18 protein-coding genes are annotated in these 17323 nt (G+C 73.8%); 11 read left to right on the forward strand and 7 right to left on the reverse strand.

All coding sequences use genetic code 11. The annotated features are described in order from the left end of the window. Positions 1 to 1032: EAL domain-containing protein (locus FK498_RS10930; RefSeq protein WP_141854449.1), on the forward strand; the 1032-nt coding region annotated here is incomplete at its 5' end. 29 nt (positions 1033 to 1061) lie between these two features. Here the strand turns inward: FK498_RS10930 and FK498_RS10935 are convergent. Continuing rightward, positions 1062 to 2228 carry an iron-containing alcohol dehydrogenase gene (locus tag FK498_RS10935; RefSeq protein WP_141854451.1) on the reverse strand — a complete coding sequence of 389 codons (1167 nt, stop codon included), beginning with the start codon at positions 2226 to 2228 and terminating at the stop codon, positions 1062 to 1064. Positions 2229 to 2359: 131 nt separating this feature from the next. Here FK498_RS10935 and FK498_RS10940 point away from each other — a divergent pair, with 131 nt between their 5' ends. Continuing rightward, the gene (locus FK498_RS10940) at positions 2360 to 2608 is read left to right on the forward strand and encodes a hypothetical protein (protein WP_141854453.1); all 249 of its coding nucleotides are present in this window, start codon (positions 2360 to 2362) and stop codon (positions 2606 to 2608) included. A gap of 182 nt (positions 2609 to 2790) precedes the next feature. On the opposite strand, the gene FK498_RS10945 is transcribed toward FK498_RS10940, so the two are convergent. After that, positions 2791 to 3504 (reverse strand): alpha/beta fold hydrolase, encoded by a 714-nt coding sequence (locus tag FK498_RS10945; protein WP_141854455.1) that lies wholly within the window; start codon positions 3502 to 3504, stop codon positions 2791 to 2793. 157 nt (positions 3505 to 3661) lie between these two features. On the opposite strand from FK498_RS10945, the gene FK498_RS10950 reads away from it, so the two are divergent. Both FK498_RS10950 and FK498_RS10955 read left to right on the forward strand, forming a co-directional pair. Continuing rightward, positions 3662 to 5170, forward strand: a complete 1509-nt coding sequence (locus FK498_RS10950) for a DEAD/DEAH box helicase (RefSeq protein ID WP_141854457.1) — start codon at positions 3662 to 3664, stop codon at positions 5168 to 5170. Positions 5171 to 5393: 223 nt separating this feature from the next. Further along, positions 5394 to 6476, forward strand: a complete 1083-nt coding sequence (locus FK498_RS10955; protein WP_141854459.1) for an A/G-specific adenine glycosylase — start codon at positions 5394 to 5396, stop codon at positions 6474 to 6476. Between the two features lie 90 nt (positions 6477 to 6566). Here FK498_RS10955 and FK498_RS10960 read toward each other — a convergent pair whose 3' ends face one another. Continuing rightward, positions 6567 to 7727, reverse strand: a complete 1161-nt coding sequence (locus tag FK498_RS10960; protein ID WP_161988385.1) for an MFS transporter — start codon at positions 7725 to 7727, stop codon at positions 6567 to 6569. A gap of 68 nt (positions 7728 to 7795) precedes the next feature. After that, positions 7796 to 8251 (reverse strand): CoA-binding protein, encoded by a 456-nt coding sequence (locus FK498_RS10965; protein ID WP_141854463.1) that lies wholly within the window; start codon positions 8249 to 8251, stop codon positions 7796 to 7798. Positions 8252 to 8315: 64 nt separating this feature from the next. Between FK498_RS10965 and FK498_RS10970 the strand changes: the two genes are divergently transcribed. Both FK498_RS10970 and FK498_RS10975 read left to right on the forward strand, forming a co-directional pair. Further along, positions 8316 to 9149 carry a S49 family peptidase gene (locus FK498_RS10970; protein WP_237560914.1) on the forward strand — a complete coding sequence of 278 codons (834 nt, stop codon included), beginning with the start codon at positions 8316 to 8318 and terminating at the stop codon, positions 9147 to 9149. A gap of 61 nt (positions 9150 to 9210) precedes the next feature. Next, positions 9211 to 9525: a hypothetical protein gene (locus FK498_RS10975; RefSeq protein ID WP_141854465.1), complete on the forward strand. Its 315-nt coding sequence runs from the start codon at positions 9211 to 9213 to the stop codon at positions 9523 to 9525. Positions 9526 to 9531: 6 nt separating this feature from the next. Here the strand turns inward: FK498_RS10975 and FK498_RS10980 are convergent, their stop codons facing one another. Then, entirely contained in the window at positions 9532 to 9948 is a 417-nt protein-coding gene (locus tag FK498_RS10980; protein ID WP_141854467.1) for a ketosteroid isomerase-related protein, read from the reverse strand. An 89-nt stretch (positions 9949 to 10037) separates the two neighbouring features. Here FK498_RS10980 and FK498_RS10985 point away from each other — a divergent pair, with 89 nt between their 5' ends. From FK498_RS10985 to ppdK, 5 genes are read left to right on the forward strand one after another with little or no spacing between them, the layout of a single operon-like run. Beyond that, positions 10038 to 10943, forward strand: a complete 906-nt coding sequence (locus FK498_RS10985; protein ID WP_141854469.1) for a glycine--tRNA ligase subunit alpha — start codon at positions 10038 to 10040, stop codon at positions 10941 to 10943. A 15-nt stretch (positions 10944 to 10958) separates the two neighbouring features. Next, positions 10959 to 11207: a hypothetical protein gene (locus FK498_RS10990; protein WP_141854471.1), complete on the forward strand. Its 249-nt coding sequence runs from the start codon at positions 10959 to 10961 to the stop codon at positions 11205 to 11207. After that, complete coding sequence (locus FK498_RS10995; RefSeq protein ID WP_141854473.1) at positions 11204 to 11488, forward strand: type II toxin-antitoxin system VapC family toxin; 285 nt, start codon at positions 11204 to 11206, stop codon at positions 11486 to 11488. The genes FK498_RS10990 and FK498_RS10995 overlap by 4 nt, the downstream gene beginning before the upstream one ends. Then, the gene (glyS, locus tag FK498_RS11000) at positions 11488 to 13566 is read left to right on the forward strand and encodes a glycine--tRNA ligase subunit beta (RefSeq protein WP_141854475.1); all 2079 of its coding nucleotides are present in this window, start codon (positions 11488 to 11490) and stop codon (positions 13564 to 13566) included. The genes FK498_RS10995 and glyS overlap by 1 nt, the downstream gene beginning before the upstream one ends. A 5-nt stretch (positions 13567 to 13571) precedes the next feature. After that, a complete protein-coding gene (gene ppdK / locus FK498_RS11005; RefSeq protein ID WP_141854477.1) occupies positions 13572 to 16259 on the forward strand; it encodes a pyruvate, phosphate dikinase in 2688 nt (895 codons plus the stop codon). Positions 16260 to 16329: 70 nt separating this feature from the next. On the opposite strand, the gene FK498_RS11010 is transcribed toward ppdK, so the two are convergent. Continuing rightward, the gene (locus tag FK498_RS11010) at positions 16330 to 16800 is read right to left on the reverse strand and encodes an isoprenylcysteine carboxylmethyltransferase family protein (protein WP_202614821.1); all 471 of its coding nucleotides are present in this window, start codon (positions 16798 to 16800) and stop codon (positions 16330 to 16332) included. Continuing rightward, the coding region (locus FK498_RS11015; RefSeq protein WP_370510897.1) for a folate-binding protein YgfZ at positions 16797 to 17323 on the reverse strand (527 nt) is incomplete at its 5' end. The genes FK498_RS11010 and FK498_RS11015, both read right to left, overlap by 4 nt.

The raw sequence follows: 17323 nt of genomic DNA on the forward strand, positions 1-17323 counted from the left end.
CCGCCGCCCTTCATGCTGGCCGAGGCGGCCGCGCTCGGGCACGGGCTCGGCCGCTGCCTGCGTCTGCTCGCCGAGCCTGACCTCGCCGCGCCGACGGTCGTGGTGGGCGAGGCGCAACGGGCCGAACGCATCGCCGCCGCGGCGCGGCGGCTCGGCCTGCCCGCCTGCTCCCTCGATTCGGTCGACGCGCTGCGCGACCTGCGCGTCACCCTGGCGGGGCTTGCCGCGGTCCTGCGCGCGGAGGAGCCGGCGCTCACCCCGGCGGAGCTCGCCCGCGCGATCGCCGGGGGCGCGATCGTCAACCGCTACCAGCCGCAGGTGCGGCTCTCCGACGGCGCGCCGATCGCGCTCGAGACCCTCGCGCGCTGGGAGCATGCGCGCTACGGCACGCTGGGGGCGGGGCAGTTCATTCCGCTCGCCGAGGCGTCCGGGCTCGCCGCCGATCTGGCGCGGCGGATGGTGCGTCGCGCGGTCGCCGACATGGCCGCGCTGCACCGCGCCGGCCACCGCTACACCATGGCGCTGAACCTGCCGCTCGACGTGCTGCTCGATCCGGCGATCGCCGACGAGCTCGCCGAGGCGGTGGCCGCGGGCGGGCTGCCGCCCGAGGCGCTCACGATCGAGCTCACCGAGAGCCAGATCGCCCACGACCTCGTTGCCGTGCGCGACGCCGCGCTGAGGCTGCGCGGGCACCGGTTCGGCGTCTCGATCGACGACTTCACCCTCTCGGCGGCCCAGACCGGGCTGGTCTCGCTGCCGTTCAGCGAGATGAAGCTGGACCGGTCGCTGGTGGTGGCGGCCGCCCTGGATCGCACCGTGCGCGGCGCGCTCGCCTCCGTGGTGCGGATGGCGCACGGCCTCGGCCTGGTGGTGGTGGCCGAGGGGATCGAGACGCCGCAGGCCTGGGTGGTGGCGCGCGAGAGCGGCGCCGATCTCGCCCAGGGCTGGATGGTGGGCCGGCCGCTCCCGGCCGGTGCGGTCGCGGCCTGGACGGCGGGCTGGCGCGCGGGCCGGCCCGCCGGGCGCGGCTGAGCGCGCCGCAGACGCCGCCACCGGCCGCCTCAGCCGGCCCAGACCTGCTCGTAGAGTGCCATGATCTCCTCCTTGGTCGGCACGCGCGGGTTGTTCGCCGGGCTGCCGGAGGCGAGCGCCTGCTCGGCCATGGTGGGCATGAGCGCGCGCCACCGGTCCGCGTCGAGCCCGTAGCTCCGCGGCGTCGGCACGGCGAGGTCGCGGTTGAGCGCACGCAGCTCCTCGACCAGCCGGGCAGCCGCCGCCTGGTCGCCCTCGTCCTCGTGCGCGATCCCCATGGCGCGTGCGGCCTCGGCGTAGCGCGGCAGCGCGGCGGGCAGCGAGAAGGCGGTGACCGCCGGCAGCAGCATCGCGTTGGACAGCCCGTGCGCGACGTGGAAATGCGCGCCGATCGGACGGCTCATGCCGTGCACCAGCGCGACCGAGCTGTTCGAGAAGGCGAGCCCGGCGAGCGTGGCGCCGAGCATCATCGCCTCGCGCGCGGTGGCGTTGTGCGGCTCGGCATAGGCGGTGCGCAGGTTGCGCGCGATCAGCGCCATCGCCCGCCGCGCCAGCGTGTCCGAGTAGGGGTTGGCGCGCTTCGACACATAGGCTTCGAGCGCGTGGGTGAGACTGTCGATGCCGGTATCGGCGGTGGTGCGGGGCGGCACGGAATAGGTGAGCTCGTAGTCGACGATCGCGGCCAGCGGCAGGGCGGCGAGGCCGGCGATCAGCATCTTCTCGTCGCGTTCCGTGTCCGTGATGACCGTGAAGCGCGTCGCCTCGCTGCCGGTGCCGGCGGTGGTGGGGATCGCGACCACGGGCAGCGCGGCGAGATCGGCCGTGCGGGGAACCTTCCAGTCCCTCATCCTGCCGCCGCCTGCGGCGAGGATCGCGATCGCCTTCGCCGTGTCGATCGGCGAGCCGCCGCCGAAGCCGATCAGGCAGTCGACCGCGCCCGCCTGCGCGAGCGCGGCCACTCCGGCCTCGACCACCGTATCGGTCGGGTCGGACACGGTGTCGCTGAACACGGGGGCCGCGATCCCGGCCGCAGCGAGCGCATCGAGCACCCGCCGCGCGAGGCCGGAGGACACCATGAACGGGTCGGTGACCACCAGCGGGTGTTTCAACCCGAGCGTGCCCAGCACCTCCGCCACCTGGGCGACTGCGCCGCCGCCGATCCGCATGATCCGAGGCGAGACGATCGTCGCCACCATCGCGTCTCCTCCCGCGCATCCTCCGTCACCGCGCGGCGGAGCCTACTGCGGCTTTCGCACTGCGTTAACCGCGGACCGGCAGACTCGGCACACCGGAAACGGGCAGCCGCCCTGCGCCAGGAGTTGGTGCCATGTCGCTCTGGCTGGTGATGCTGGTCGCTCCTCTCGTCGCGTCGGCCGCGGTCATGCTCGCCGCATCGGCCGGCGTGCCGGCGGTGGTGGCGGCGCTTGCCGTCCTGCTGCTGGTCTTCGTGGCCGGCCTCGTCTGGACCGTGACCGCCGTCGCCAGCGCGCCGGCGGGCATCTTCACCGCGGCCATCGCGGGCGCGATCCTCGGCACGGTCCTGAGCAAGCGTCAGCGCGCCGATCGGGGCGCCTGACGCCGTCGCGCCGCCGCACCGCCCGGTCGGCAGGGGGCGAGCGGCCGGACCGGCCGGCGCATCGGGCGATGCGGGACGTTCCGCGGAACGCGCACGGCGTGCCGCGCGGGTGTTCGTCGCGGTCGCGCATGGGGCGACGCACGGGCGCATGAGGCCGGTCCTTCGGCGGTCCGGAGTCCCCGTCAGGGCAAGGCGCCCTCGAGCCAGAGCCGGAGCAGCACGGTCACCGCCTGCGGACGCTCGAGCGGCGCGAGATGCCCGCACTCCTCGATCACGGCGAGCCGGGCGCCGGGGATTCCGGCGGCGATCTCCTCGCTGAGGGCGAGCGGCGTTGCGGCATCCTCGCGCCCGCAGACGACGAGCGTCGGCGCGGCGATCGCCGGCAGCAGCCCGCGGCTGTCGGGACGCTGCATGATGGCGTGCTGCTGGCGCAGGAACGTCGCCGCGCCGAGCCGTTCCGCCATCGTCATCACCGTGGCGGCAAGCGCCTTTTCCTCCACCCGATCGGGGTGGACGAAGAGCGGCAGCAGTCGCGGCGTGACGCCCCTGAACCGGCCGCGCCGCGCCAGGTCGACGAGCAGGCGCCGCCGCAGGCGCTGCTCCTCGGTGTCGGGACGCGCGCCGGTGCCGAGGAGGGCGAGGCGGGCGATCCGCTCCGGCGCCTGGCGCATGAGCTCGAAGGCAAGGTAGCCGCCCATCGAGTGGGCCGCGAGGGCGAAGCGCGCGGGTGCGGCGGCGAGCACGCGCGCCGCCATGGCCGGGAAGGTGTCGTCATGGCGCAGATCGGCCACCTCCACGGTGCGCCCGGCGCCCAGATGACGCAGCTGGTGAGCCCAGAGCGCGGCATCGCACAGCAGCCCCGGCAGCAGGAGAAGGGGAAGCGGATCGTCCGACATGCGCGGCATGCTGCGTCGCCGTCGGCGATGCGCCAAGCCATGCCCGGTCCGGCCGCCGAGGGCGCTCGGTTTTCCTTGACGCCAGCCGCGTGCTCGCCTAGTGCGGCGCAGCGTGAGGGGCGCATGCCGCGCCGGGCCACGCCTTAGCGGACGATCCGTGAACGACCCCACCTCCCTCTCCGGCGGCGACCGCGCGCCGGATGCCGCCTCGACCTTGCCTGCGATCGCCGCCGCGTCGGCGGATGCCGGTCCGCCGCGAACGACCTTCGCCGATCTCGGCCTGTCCGAACCGGTGCTGCGCGCGGTGGCCGATGCGGGCTACCTGCATCCGACGCCGATCCAGGAACAGGCGATCCCGGTCGTCCTGATGGGGCGCGATGTCCTCGGCTGCGCCCAGACCGGCACGGGCAAGACGGCATCCTTCACCCTGCCGATGCTCGACATCATGCAGTCGGGCCGGGCCCGGGCACGCATGCCGCGCGCGCTGATCCTGGAGCCGACGCGCGAACTCGCCGCCCAGGTGGCCGACAACTTCGTCAAGTATGCGAAATATCTCCGCTTCGACTACGCGCTGATCATCGGCGGGGAGAGCATGGCGGATCAGATCGCCCGGCTGAACAGGGGCGTGGACGTGCTGATCGCGACGCCCGGCCGGCTGATCGACCTGTTCGAGCGTGGCGGCCTGCTGCTCACCGACGTGCGCGTGCTGGTGATCGACGAGGCCGACCGGATGCTCGACATGGGGTTCATTCCCGACGTCGAGCGGATCGTCTCGCTGCTGCCGCGGATGCGCCAGACGCTGTTCTTCAGCGCCACCATGCCGCCCGAGATCAAGCGGCTCGCGGACGCCTTCCTGCACAATCCCCGCCAGATCACGGTGGCCCCGCCGGCCTCGGTCGCCCCGACCGTCGCGCAGCATCTCGTGGTGGTGCGCGAGCACGACAAGCGCGAGGCGCTGCGTCGGCTCCTGCGCAGCGAGGACGTGAAGAACGCGCTCGTGTTCTGCAACCGCAAGCGGGATGTCGGCGTGCTGCATCGCAGCCTGCTCCGCCACGGCTTCAATGCGGGGATGCTGCACGGCGACATGCCGCAGCCGAAACGCACCGAGACCCTGGAGCGGTTCAAGGCCGAGGAGATCAAGATCCTCGTCTGCTCGGACGTGGCCGCGCGCGGCATCGACATCGGCGGGCTGTCGCATGTCTTCAACTTCGACGTGCCCATGCACGCCGAGGACTATGTGCACCGGATCGGCCGCACCGGCCGCGCCGGGCTTTCCGGGCGCGCGTTCACCCTGGCCACGGTCGAGGATGACGAGGCGCTCGCCGCGATCGAGAAGCTGATCGGCAGACCGATCCCGCGCATCCAGGTCGAGGGGCTCGACCCGGTCAGCCTGGACGTGCTGGAGCGGCGCGAACGGACCGACCGGCGGCGCAGGCGATCGCCCGCGCGACCTGCCGACGCGTCGGAGCGGCCGGGACGGAGACCGAGGGAAAGGCGTCCGGCGGAGCCCGCCGGCAAGGAGCCTCGCGCACAGGGGCGCACCGAGCCACGGATCGGCGCGTCCGATCATGAGAGAGGCGCCGAGGACAAGGTGGTCGGTTTCGGCGGCACCGTCCCGGACTTCATGCGTCTTCCGACGCGCCGCCCGACGCGCAGCGGCCGTTGATCGCGGCGATCGCCGCGCGCGGCCGCCGGCGACGCCCCTGCGAGCGGGACGCGATCGCGCCCCGGCTGCCGCGCTTCGACGCGGATCGCCTGCGGCCCGGATCGCCGGGAGCCGCACCGCCGGGCGCGACGGCGGCCGGCCCTTCCCGCGCTTGATCGGCATCCCCTTGGCGGCGCCTGCGCACGGACCATCATCCTGACCGGGCTGCCGCTCCGAGACCTCCATGCCCGCCCACGCGCCTGCGCCCGATGCTGCCCTCCTGCTCGCCTGGTACGACCGGCACAGGCGCGACCTGCCCTGGCGCGCGCGGGGGGACGAGACGCCCGACCCGTACGCGGTATGGCTCTCGGAGGTGATGCTGCAGCAGACGACGGTGGCGGCGGTGAGGCCGCGCTTCGCCCGGTTCCTCGCACGCTTCCCGACGGTGGAGGCCCTGGCGGCCGCGCCGTGGGAGGAGGTGGCGCGGGAATGGGCGGGGCTCGGCTACTACGCGCGGGCGCGCAATCTCCACGCGACGGCGCGGGTGGTGGCCGAGCGCGGCGGGTTTCCGCGGGACGAGGCGGGGCTGGCCGCGTTGCCGGGGGTCGGCGCGTACACGGCGGCGGCGGTGGCGGCGATCGCATTCGGGCGTCCGGCGGTACCGGTGGACGGCAATGTCGAGCGGGTGATGGCGCGCGTCTTCGCGGTGGCGGCGCCCTTGCCGGGGGCGAAGGGGCGGCTCGCGGCGCTCGCGCGCGAGGTGGGGGCGCAGGCGCCGGCGCGGGCGCGTCCGGGCGATTTCGCGCAGGCGCTGTTCGATCTCGGGGCGATCGTGTGCACGCCGCGCCGGCCGGCGTGTGCCCTCTGTCCGTGGCGGGGGAGGTGTGCCGGTCTGGCGGCCGGTCTGGCGGAGGCGTTGCCGCGAAAGTCGGCGAAGGCGGAACGGCCGCAGCGGTTCGGAGTGGCGTTCTGGCTGGAGGACGAGGCGGGGCGGGTCCTGCTGCGGCGTCGGCCGGCGCGGGGATTGCTCGGGGGAATGCTGGAGTTGCCGGGCACGCCGTGGCGCGGGGAGGCGTGGGGCGAGGCGGAGGCGGCACGTCATGCGCCGGCGCCTGCGGCCTGGGTGGCCGCGGGGGCGGTGCGGCATGTCTTCACGCATTTCGCCCTGGACCTGCGCGTGCTGGCCGGGCGGGTGGCGGTGCTGCCGACGGAGGGCGAGGTGGTGGGGCGGGAGGAGATCCTGTCGGCCGGCTTGCCGGGCGTGATGGCGAAGGCCGCGCGCCTGGGGCTCCGGGGTGCGCGCGCTTCGGCGTCGGATCCAGGCTGACCCCCTCGATCTCGGGACAGGGCGGCGCTCGACCCCGGCGCAGGCGGGGCGGGCGGCAGGCCGCCACCGTGGTGGTGGACCGGTCGCCTCCTACTCGGCCGCCACCGGCTCGGCCGAGGCCGCGCGCGCCGAACCCGCCGTCAGCACCGCCCCCGCGAGCAGCGCCGCCGAGGCCAGGAACACCGCCGCAGGCGCACCGAGATCCATCAGCCATCCCATCGGCGCCGGCGCCAGCGCGCCTCCCAGCGGCAGCCCCGCCGAGACGAACCCGAACACCTGCCCGGTCGTGCCCGCAGGCGCCGCCTGCCTCACCAGCAGATCGCGCGAGGGCATCACCACGCCCAGGCAGAACCCTGCCGCCGCCGCCGCCACCACCACCAGCGTCTCGCCCATCGGCATGACGCCCAGCAGCACCACCAGCGCGGCACAGGACAGCATCATCACCGCCACCACCGCGACCAGGTTGCGGCTGCGATCCGCGATCCACCCGCCCGCCAGCGTGCCCGCCGTGCTCGCCACCAGCCACGCCGTCAACGCCGCCGCAGCCGCCGCCACCGCCACGCCATGGATCAGCGGCAGCGCCGCCACCATGAAGGTCTGCACCCCCGACGCCCCCATCGCCAGCAGCGTCATGAAGGCGAACAGCAGCAGGATCGGCCGCGACCCGAGCACCCGCCGCGCCGGCGGCGCCTCGTGCCGGCGCCGCGTCTCGCTGCGCAGGATGCCGGCATGGGCCGCGATCGCGACCGTGCACGGCAGCCCCGCGCCCCCCACCGCCACCAGCGCCCCGCGCCAGCCGAGCCAGGCCTCGAGCGCGATCATCAAGGGCGGTGCGGCCGCGAAGCCGGCATAGCCCGCCGCCGTGTGCAGGCTGAAGGCGCGGCCCATGCGCCGCTGGTCGATCGAGCCCGCGAGGATCGCGTAGTCGCAGGGATGGATCGTCGCGTTGCCCAGGCCCGAGACGATCGCCGCCGCCAGGAGCGCCACCCAGCCCGGCGCCACCCCGAGCCCGGCCGTGCCGAGCGCCATCAGCGCCGTGCCGCCGATCAGCCAGGGGGCGGCCCCCGTCCGGTCCACCCACACCCCGATCGGCGTCTGGCCGAACGCCGTGACCGCCGAGAGCGCCGTCATCACCGCTCCCAGGGCGGCGTAGGAGAGCCCGAGTTCCGCGCGCATCATCGGAAACAGCGGCGGGATGCAGAGGATGTAGAAATGCGACAGGAAATGTGCCGCCGCGATCAGCGCGATCACGGCCGCATCCCGCCGCGGGGCAGGGGCGCTGGGCGAGGCGGGGCGCGCCGGCGTCATGGTCGCCGACGCTAGGCCTGCCGCCCCGCCGCGTCCACCGCCGCTCGGATCCCGAGCCGGCGGAGCTCGATCGCCGGGCAGCGATCCATCACGGCCATGAGCCCCGCCGCGCGGGCCCGGTCGCACGCCGCGGCATCGATCACGCCGAGCTGCAGCCACACCGCCTTCGCGCCGATCGCGATCGCCTCGTCCACCGCCCGCCCGGCCTCGGAGGAGCGGCGGAAGATGTCCACCAGATCGACCGGACCCTCGATCCCGGCGAGCCGCGCGACCACGCGCTGGCCCATCAGTTCCTGCCCGGCGAGGTTGGGGTTCACCGGCACCACCGCATAGCCGTGCGCGAGCAGGGTGCGCATCACGCCGTGCGAGGGCCGTTCCGGCCTGGCGGAAGCGCCCACCAGCGCGATGCGCCTGGTCGCCGTCAACAGTCGGCGGATGTCGTCGTCGGAGAGGCCGTCCCGTGCCATGGCCGGAGGCTCGGCCACGAGCCCGTGTCCGGACAAGCGCGCCGCTTGCGGGGCGGGCCTGCGCATGCATCTCTGCCGCGCCATGGCCGATTTCCTCGCCCGCGCGTTCTCCCTGCCGCCGGTGGTGGCGGTGCTGCCGCTCGCCGGCGTGATCGCGCCGCGCGCCGCGATGCTCGGCCGCCAGCCGCTCTCGGTCGAGACGCTCGGCCCGACGATCAGCCGCGCCTTCAGGCTGCGCCGCCTCGCGGGCGTGGCGCTCGTCGTCAACTCGCCCGGCGGGTCGGCCGCCCAGTCGGCGCTGATCGCCGCGCGCATCCGCCAGCACGCCGAGGAGAGGAAGGTGCCGGTCACCGCCTTCGTCGAGGATGTCGCCGCCTCGGGCGGGTACTGGCTCGCCTGCGCGGCCGACGAGATCCTCTGCCTCGAGACCTCGCTCCTGGGCTCGATCGGCGTGATCTCGGCGGGCTTCGGCTTCGCCGGGCTGATGGAGCGGATCGGCGTCGAGCGTCGGCTCTACACCGCGGGCGAGAAGAAGTCGCTGCTCGATCCCTTCCGCCCCGCGCGCGAGGACGATGTGGCGCGGCTGCGCGCGATCCAGGAGGCGCTGCACGGCCGCTTCAAGGCCTGGGTGCGCGACCGGCGCGGGCAGCGGCTCAGGGCGGAGGAGTCCGAGCTGTTCTCGGGCGAGATCTGGGCGGGCGAGCGGGCGGTGGCGCTCGGCCTCGCCGACGGGTTCGGCGAGTTGCGCGCCACCATGCGCGCGCGCCACGGCGAGCGGGTGCGCTTCGCGGTGTTCGGCCGCGTGCGCCGGCCCTGGTGGAGCCGGCTGCTGCCCACGCCCGAGGGGCTGATCGCCGCGGCCGAGGAGCGGGCGGCATGGGCGCGCTTTGGCCTCTGACGTTCCCGGGGCGCCCGATCTGGTCTAGAAGCCGCACGGTTCCGTTGGAAGGTGGCGCGTCGTGATCCGCTTGGTGCTGCTCGGTCTGGTGCTGGCCGGGGTCTGGTACCTCTACCGCATGGTGACCCAGCAGGGCACGAGCACGGCGGCCGTGCCCCCGCCCGAGCCCGCGAACGATGCCGCCCCCCCCGAGGCCGAGGCCGAGGCGGAGGAGATGGCCGAATGCCCGGTCTGCCGCGCCTATCTGCCGGTGAGCGCGCATGAGGGCTGCGGCCGGCCCGACTGCCCGATCCCCGCGGTCGCGGCCGCGGTGGCCGAGGAGGGGGAGCCGCCCGCCGGGGAGCCTCCGCCGGAGGGGGCGCCGAAGCCGGGGTGAGGCGGCTCAGCCGCCGACCTGCCGCAGCCAGTCCTGCAGGTTGTAGTGGTTGCTGATGCGCGCGATCCGCCCGTCGCGCAGCTCGAAGAAGGCGCCGCCCGGCAGGACGTAGCGCTGGCCGCGCGCTTCCGGCAGGCCGGGATCGGTGGCGAGATAGCGGCCGTGGACCGTGAACTCGGCGGCCGCGCGCGTGCCGGTGGGCTCGGTCAGCACGACGAGATCCTCGATCCGCTCGGCGTAGCAGCGGTTCATCCGCGCGAGGAACGCCCGGAACGCCTCCCGCCCGGTCTCGCGCCCGCCCTGGTTGATGTCGTGCGCGACGTCCTCGGTCAGCAGCGCGAGGAAGCCCTCGCGGTCGCCGCGGTTGAAGGCGTCGTAGTAGGCGCGGACCGTCGCCTCGGCCCGCGCGCGGGGATCGCTCATGGGGTTGCACCTCGGCCGTGTTGCCGCTGTCAGGGGGGGCGGATAAGGTGCCGGCCCTTGCGCCGCAAGAGCCGAAGACGCCCGCCACGATGGATGTCCGCCCGCCCCCGCGCAGCTTCCAGGAGGTGATCCTGCGCCTGAACGCCTTCTGGGCGGCGCAGGGCTGCGTGGTCCTGCAACCCTACGACATGGAGATGGGGGCCGGCACGTTCCACCCGGCGACGACGCTGCGCGCCCTCGGGCCCAGGCCCTGGAACGCGGCCTATGTGCAGCCCTGCCGCCGGCCCTCGGACGGGCGCTATGGCGAGAACCCGAACCGGCTGCAGCACTACTACCAGTACCAGGTGATCCTGAAGCCCTCGCCCGCCGATCCGCAGGGGATGCTGCTCGCCTGCTACCGCGATCTCGGCCTCGATCCGCGGCTGCACGACTTCCGCTTCGTCGAGGACGACTGGGAGAGCCCCACGCTCGGCGCCTGGGGCCTCGGCTGGGAGGTCTGGTGCGACGGGATGGAGATCACCCAGTTCACCTATTTCCAGCAGGTCGGCGGCATCGCCTGCGAGAAGCCGTCCGCCGAACTCACGCTCGGGCTGGAGCGGCTGGCGATGTACATCCTGGGCGTCGAGAACGTCTTCGACCTGCCGTTCAACGACCCCGACAGCCCTGCGCCTCTCAGCTACGGCGACGTGTTCCTGCGCGCCGAGCGCGAGTTCAGCGCGCACAATTTCGAGCACGCCGACACGGCGCTCCTGTTCCGCCACTTCGCCGATGCGGAAGCCGAGTGCGCCTCCCTGCTGGCCAAGGGGCTGGCGCTGCCGGCCTACGACCAGTGCATCAAGGCCTCGCACCGGTTCAACCTGCTCGATGCGCGGGGCGTGATCAGCGTCGCCGAGCGCGCGGCCTATATCGGTCGGGTGCGCGCGCTGGCGAAGGCGTGCTGCGAGGCCTGGATTGCGGCCGAGACGGACCGGCTCGTTCCCGCCAGCCAGGCATGATGCTCTACCATCGACATGGGGCGGCAGCTCACCATCCGGTCCGGCGCGGCCTGCCGGCTGGCCGCCGAGCGCGCCGCGCCGAAGGGCGAGGGCCTGACCGGGGCGGTGGCTGCGAGCCTGCGCGCGCGGCCCGCCGCCGGGCGGGATATGCGGGCCGCGCGCAGCGAGGCGCTGATGACGTCCGACATCCCCGGCCGCCTCAAGCCCGGCACGACCAGCGCCGGTCACGACGGGCTCCGCCGTCCGGGCGGGCTGCCGACGTGATCGTCGACACCTGCGCCCTCCCGCCGGTGATGCCGCACGAGGAAGACCGCGCGCAGGATCGCGACGGGATCCTGGCCGCCGTCCGGCCGGCGATCGAGCCGGTGACGCCGGCCCAGGCGCTGCTGGCGCGCGAGGCCTATCGGGTCTTCGGCACGGGCCGCCATCCGGCGGGCTCGAGCCTCGACCACTGCCTTGCCCATGCGCCGGCGCGGGAGCGCGGCGAGCCGCCGCCGTTCAAGGGCGACGATCGCGCCCGCACCGACGCGAAGCGGGCGTTCTGATGCCGGAACTGCTGCTCGAACTCCTCTCCGAGGAAATCCCCGCGCGGATGCAGGAGCGCGCGGCGGAGGACCTCGGCCGGCTCGTCGCCGCCGCGCTGGCCCCGCTCTCGCCGCAGGATGTGCGCGTCTTCCACGGCCCGCGCCGGCTGGCGCTGGTGGCCCAGGTCGCCGCCGGCACGCCGGAGACCCGCAGCACCGAGCGCGGCCCCCGCGCCGGCGCGCCCGAGGCCGCGCTCGCCGGGTTCCTGAGGAAGCACGGGGCGAGCCGGGATGCCGTGCGCGAGGAGGGCGGCTACCTGGTGCTCGACCGGGTCGTTCCGGCGGTCGATGCCGCGACCATCATCGCGCGCGAGCTGCCCCTCGTGCTGCGCCGCTTTCCCTGGCCCAAGTCGATGCGCTGGGGCGGGACGAGTTCCTTCGCCTGGGTGCGGCCGCTCAGGCGCATCCTGTGCATCCTCGACGGGCGCATCGTGCCGTTCGCGCTGCGCGAGGGCGACGACGACGGCCACGGGCTTGCCGCGGGCAACGAGACCGAGGGGCACCGCTTCATGGCCCCGGGCGCCTTCGCGGTCGCCTCCTTCGCCGACTACCGCGCCGAGATCGCCGCGCGCCACGTCATCCTCGATGCCGAGGAGCGGGTCGCGCTGATCCGCCGCGACGCCACGCGGCTGGCCGAGGCCGAGGGGCTGAGCGTGGTCGAGGACGCGGGGCTGGTCGCCGAGATCGCCGGGCTGACGGAGTGGCCGGTCGGCCTGATCGGCCGGATCGACGACGCCTTCATGGACCTGCCGCCCGAGGTGCTGCGCACCTCGATGCGGGTGAACCAGCGCTACCTGTCGTTGCGCAATCCGGACGGAACGGCGGCCGCGCGCTTCATCGTCTTCGCCAACGTGGTGCCGGCGGATGGCGGGGCGGCGATCGTCGCCGGCAACGAGCGCGTGCTGCGCGCGCGGCTTGCGGATGCGCGCTTCTTCTGGGACCAGGATCGCAAGCGGCCGCTCGAGGCCCATCTGCCGAAGCTCGCCGAGGTGACGTTCCACGCGCGGCTCGGCTCGCAGCGCGACCGGGTCGATCGCCTGGTGCGGCTCGCCGGCGAGATCGCGCCCCTGGTCGGCGCCGACCGCAGGCTCGCCGAGCGCGCAGCCCTGCTCTGCAAGGCCGATCTCGTCACGGGCATGGTCGGCGAGTTCCCCGAACTGCAGGGCGTGATGGGCCGCTACTACGCGCTCGCGCACGGCGAGGACGGAGCGGTGGCGAATGCGATCCGCGACCACTACGCGCCGCGCGGCGCCGACGACGACGTGCCGGCCGAGCCCGTTTCGGTGGCGCTGGCGCTCGCCGACCGGATCGATACGCTCGCGGGCTTCTTCGCGATCGGCGAGAAGCCGACCGGGTCCGGCGATCCCTTCGCGCTGCGCCGCGCCACGCTCGGGATCATCCGCATCGTGCGGGACAACAGCATCAGGATCGATCTCGCATCACTCTTCGGCGCATCCGCATCTATTCATCGTGAGCGTGGCGTCGGTTCGGCTACCCGGATGGTGGAGGTTGTCGAGGATCTTCTCGACTTCCTCGCCGAACGCCTGCGCGTCCAGCTCCGCGCCGAGGGCAAGCGGCACGACATCGTCGCCGCCGTGCTCGCGCGCGGGGCCGATGGCGACCTGATGCGCGTGCTCGCGCGTGCGGCGGCGATCGAGGCGCTGCTCGGCACCGAGGACGGCGCGAACCTGCGCACCGCCTACGCCCGCGCGGCCAACATCCTGCGCATCGAGGAGAAGAAGGACGGGCGCGCCTACGACGCCACGCCTGATCCCGCCCGCTACCGCGAGCCCGAGGAGCGGGCGCTCGCGGCGGCGCTCGACGCGGCGGAACCCGCGATCGCCGCCCATCTCGGCCAGGAGGACTTCGTCGCCGCGATGACCGACCTCGCGAGCCTCCGCGCCCCCCTCGACGCCTTCTTCGACCACGTCACCGTCAACGCGCCGGAACCGGCGCTGCGCGAGAACCGTCTGTTCCTGTTGGCCCGGGTGCGCCGCGCCATGGACCGGGTCGCCGACTTTTCCAAGCTCGAAGGGTGAATGTCATGGCTACCGTTGCCGAAACGAAGTGGGTCTATGCCTTCGGCGCCGGCCGCAACGAGGGCCGCGCCGAGCTGCGCAACCTGCTCGGCGGCAAGGGCGCCAATCTCGCCGAGATGGCCGCGATCGGCCTGCCCGTCCCCCCCGGCTTCACCATCACCACCGAGGTCTGCACCGCCTTCTACGCCAACGACCGCCGCTATCCGGACGGGCTCGAGCGGCAGGTGAAGGAGGCGCTCGCGGCCGTCGAGCAGGCGGTCGGGCTCAGGTTCGGCGATCCGCAGGCGCCGCTCCTGGTCTCGGTGCGCTCGGGCGCGCGCGTCTCGATGCCCGGGATGATGGACACGGTGCTCAATCTCGGCCTGAACGACGCCACCGTCGAGGGGCTCGCGCGCATGAGCGGCGATGCGCGCTTCGCCTGGGATTCCTACCGCCGCTTCATCCAGATGTTCGGCGGCGTCGTCCTGGGGGTGGATCATCACCGCTTCGAGGAGATCATCGAGGAGGTGAAGCACGAGAAGCTCGTCACCGAGGACACCGCGCTCACCGCCGAGGACTGGCAGCGCGTGGTCGCCGGCTACACGGCGATGGTGGAGGAGGCGACGGGCCGGCCCTTCCCGCAGGATCCGATGGACCAGCTCTGGGCGGCGATCGGCGCCGTGTTCGGCTCCTGGATGAACCAGCGCGCGATCACCTATCGCCGCCTGCACGACATCCCCTCCGACTGGGGGACGGCGGTGAACGTGCAGGCCATGGTGTTCGGCAACATGGGCGAGGACTGCGCCACCGGCGTCTGCTTCACCCGCAATCCCTCGACCGGCGAGAACCTGCTCTACGGCGAGTATCTGGTGAACGCCCAAGGCGAGGACGTGGTCGCCGGCATCCGCACCCCGCAGCCTCTCTCGAAGGCCGCCGCGAAGCCCGGCGAGACGCCGATGGAGGAGGCGATGCCGGAGGTCTATGCGGAACTCCGGCGCGTCTGCGAACTGCTGGAGCGGCACTACCGCGACATGCAGGACATCGAGTTCACCGTGCAGAAGAAGACCCTCTACATGCTGCAGACGCGCAACGGAAAGCGCACTGCGGCGGCCGGCCTGAAGATCGCCGTGGACATGGCGAACGAGGGGCTGATCACGCGCGAGGAGGCGATCCAGCGCGTCAACCCCGCGGGGCTCGACCAGCTCCTGCATCCGATGCTCGATCCGAAGGCGAGGCGCACCCTGCTCGGCAAGGGGCTGCCCGCCTCGCCGGGAGCGGCCTCGGGCATCGCCGTGTTCTCGGCCGACGAGGCCGAGGCGCGCGCGCAGAAGGGCGAGAGCGTGATCCTGGTGCGGATCGAGACCAGCCCCGAGGACATCCACGGCATGCACGCCGCCAAGGGGATCCTCACCACGCGCGGCGGCATGACCAGCCACGCGGCGGTGGTGGCGCGCGGCATGGGACGGCCCTGCGTGGCCGGCGCCGGCGGCATCGTGGTGGACTACGCCGCGCAGACCCTCGCCGCGGGCCCGCACGTGATCCGCGCGGGCGAGACCGTCACGCTCGACGGCTCCACGGGCGAGGTCTTCGTCGGCGCGGTGGCGATGATCGAGCCGCAGCTCTCGGGCGACTTCGCCACCCTGATGGCGTGGGCCGACCAGGTGCGCCGGCTGAAGGTGCGCACCAACGCCGAGACGCCGGCGGATGCCGAGACCGCGCGCCGCTTCGGCGCGGAGGGCATCGGCCTCTGCCGCACCGAGCACATGTTCTTCGACCCCGAGCGCATCCTCGCCGTGCGCGAGATGATCATGGCCGGCGACGAGGCGGGGCGGCGGCGCGCGATCGCCAGGCTGCTGCCGCACCAGCGCAAGGACTTCGTCGCGCTGTTCCGCATCATGGCCGGGCTGCCGGTGACGATCCGTCTGCTCGATCCGCCGCTGCACGAGTTCCTGCCGCACGGCGAGCAGGAACTCGCCGAGGTGGCCGAGGCGATCGGCACCGATATCGAGGCGATGAAGCGGCGCGTCGCCGACCTCTCCGAGGCGAACCCGATGCTCGGCCATCGCGGCTGCCGGCTCGGCATCTCCTATCCCGAGATCTACGAGATGCAGGCGCGCGCGATCTTCGAGGCCGCCCTCGAGGTGGCGGCCGAGACGGGCTCGGCGCCGATCCCCGAGATCATGATCCCGCTGGTCGGGCTCCGGCGCGAGCTCGAGCTGGCGCGCGCGATGGTGGAGGAGACGGCGAAGGCCGTGTTCGCGGAGAAGGGGGCGAGCGTCGCGTACCTCGTCGGCACGATGATCGAGCTGCCGCGCGCCGCCCTGACGGCGGACCGCATCGCCGAGGTGGCCGATTTCTTCAGCTTCGGCACCAACGACCTGACCCAGACCGTGTTCGGCCTCTCGCGCGACGATGCCGGCAAGTTCCTGCCGCTCTATGTCGAGAAGGGGATCATGCCGAAGGATCCCTTCGTCAGCCTCGACATCGAGGGGGTGGGCGAGATGGTGCGGATCGCCGCCGAGAAGGGGCGCCGGACCAAGCCCGACCTGAAGCTCGGCATCTGCGGCGAGCATGGCGGCGATCCCGCCTCGATCGCGTTCTGCCAGCAGGTCGGGCTCGACTACGTCTCCTGCTCCCCCTATCGCGTGCCGGTGGCGCGGCTCGCCGCGGCGCAGGCGGCGCTGGGCGCGGGCGGGGTGGATCGCACGGCCTGACGCGCGCATCACGCCGCCCCTGCCGGTCGAGACCCGACATGGCATCCGGACGGGCGCGGCCGCAACGCGGCTACAGCCAGCGCCGCACCCGCGCGCGGTAGTCGCGATAGGGCCGGCCGAAGCGCGCCTCGAGATACGGCTCCTCGCGCGTGATCACCAGCCGGTCCATCACCGCGAGCACCGGCACGAGCAGGAGCAGTGCCCACGCGTTGGCAAAGGCGAGGCTCAGCCCCGCATAGGCCGCGGTCACGCCGAGATACATCGGGTTGCGGCTGATCGCGTAAGGGCCGTGGGTGACCAGCCGGCGCGCCGCGCGCCAGGTCGGGATGCCGGTGCCGGCGCGGTGGAACAGCCACGCCGCCCAGCCCGCGAGTGAGAGCCCCGACACCAGCAGGATCGAGGCCGCGCCGTGGCGCAGCCCCTCCGGCCAGGCGATCTCCGTCCCGAGCGGCGCGAGCCGCTCCAGCACGACCCCGAGCAGGAACGCCCCGCCGTAGAGCACCGGCGGATGCACCGCGACGGGGGGCGGATCGTCGGTCACGCCGCGTCGGCCCGCGGCAGCACCATCCAGGGGGGCGGGTCGGGATGCAGCACCGCCGCGCCGCAGGCGAGCGGACGGCCCGCCCGGATCGCCTCGATGCGGAGCAGCGCCATCGCCCGTTCGCCGCGCCCGGAACGGATCGTCCCGACCTCGGCGCCGTCCAGCAGCACCGGCGTGCCGGGCTCCGGCAAGACACCGTCCACCGTCACCGGCACCAGCCGCCGCTTCACGAGCCCGCGGTACCTGGTGCGCGCGGTCAGCTCCTGGCCCATGTAGCAGCCCTTGGTCCAGGAGACGCCGTGCAGCTCGTCGAACCCGGCCTCGAGCAGCACGGTGCGGCCGCTCTCGAGATCGCGCGAGCCGTCGGGCAGGCCGAGCTTCAGCCGGTGCCGGTCGTACGCGGCTGCATCGGCATCCGCCGCCACGCTGCCCGCGGGGCAGAGCACGCGCCAGCCGGCCTCGGCCAGCCGCGGGTGGGCGCCGTCCGGATCGAATGCGGGCGGATTGAGGCCGGGCACTTGGC

The organism is Elioraea sp. Yellowstone (genome assembly GCF_006704265.1).
GTDB lineage: Bacteria > Pseudomonadota > Alphaproteobacteria > Acetobacterales > Acetobacteraceae > Elioraea.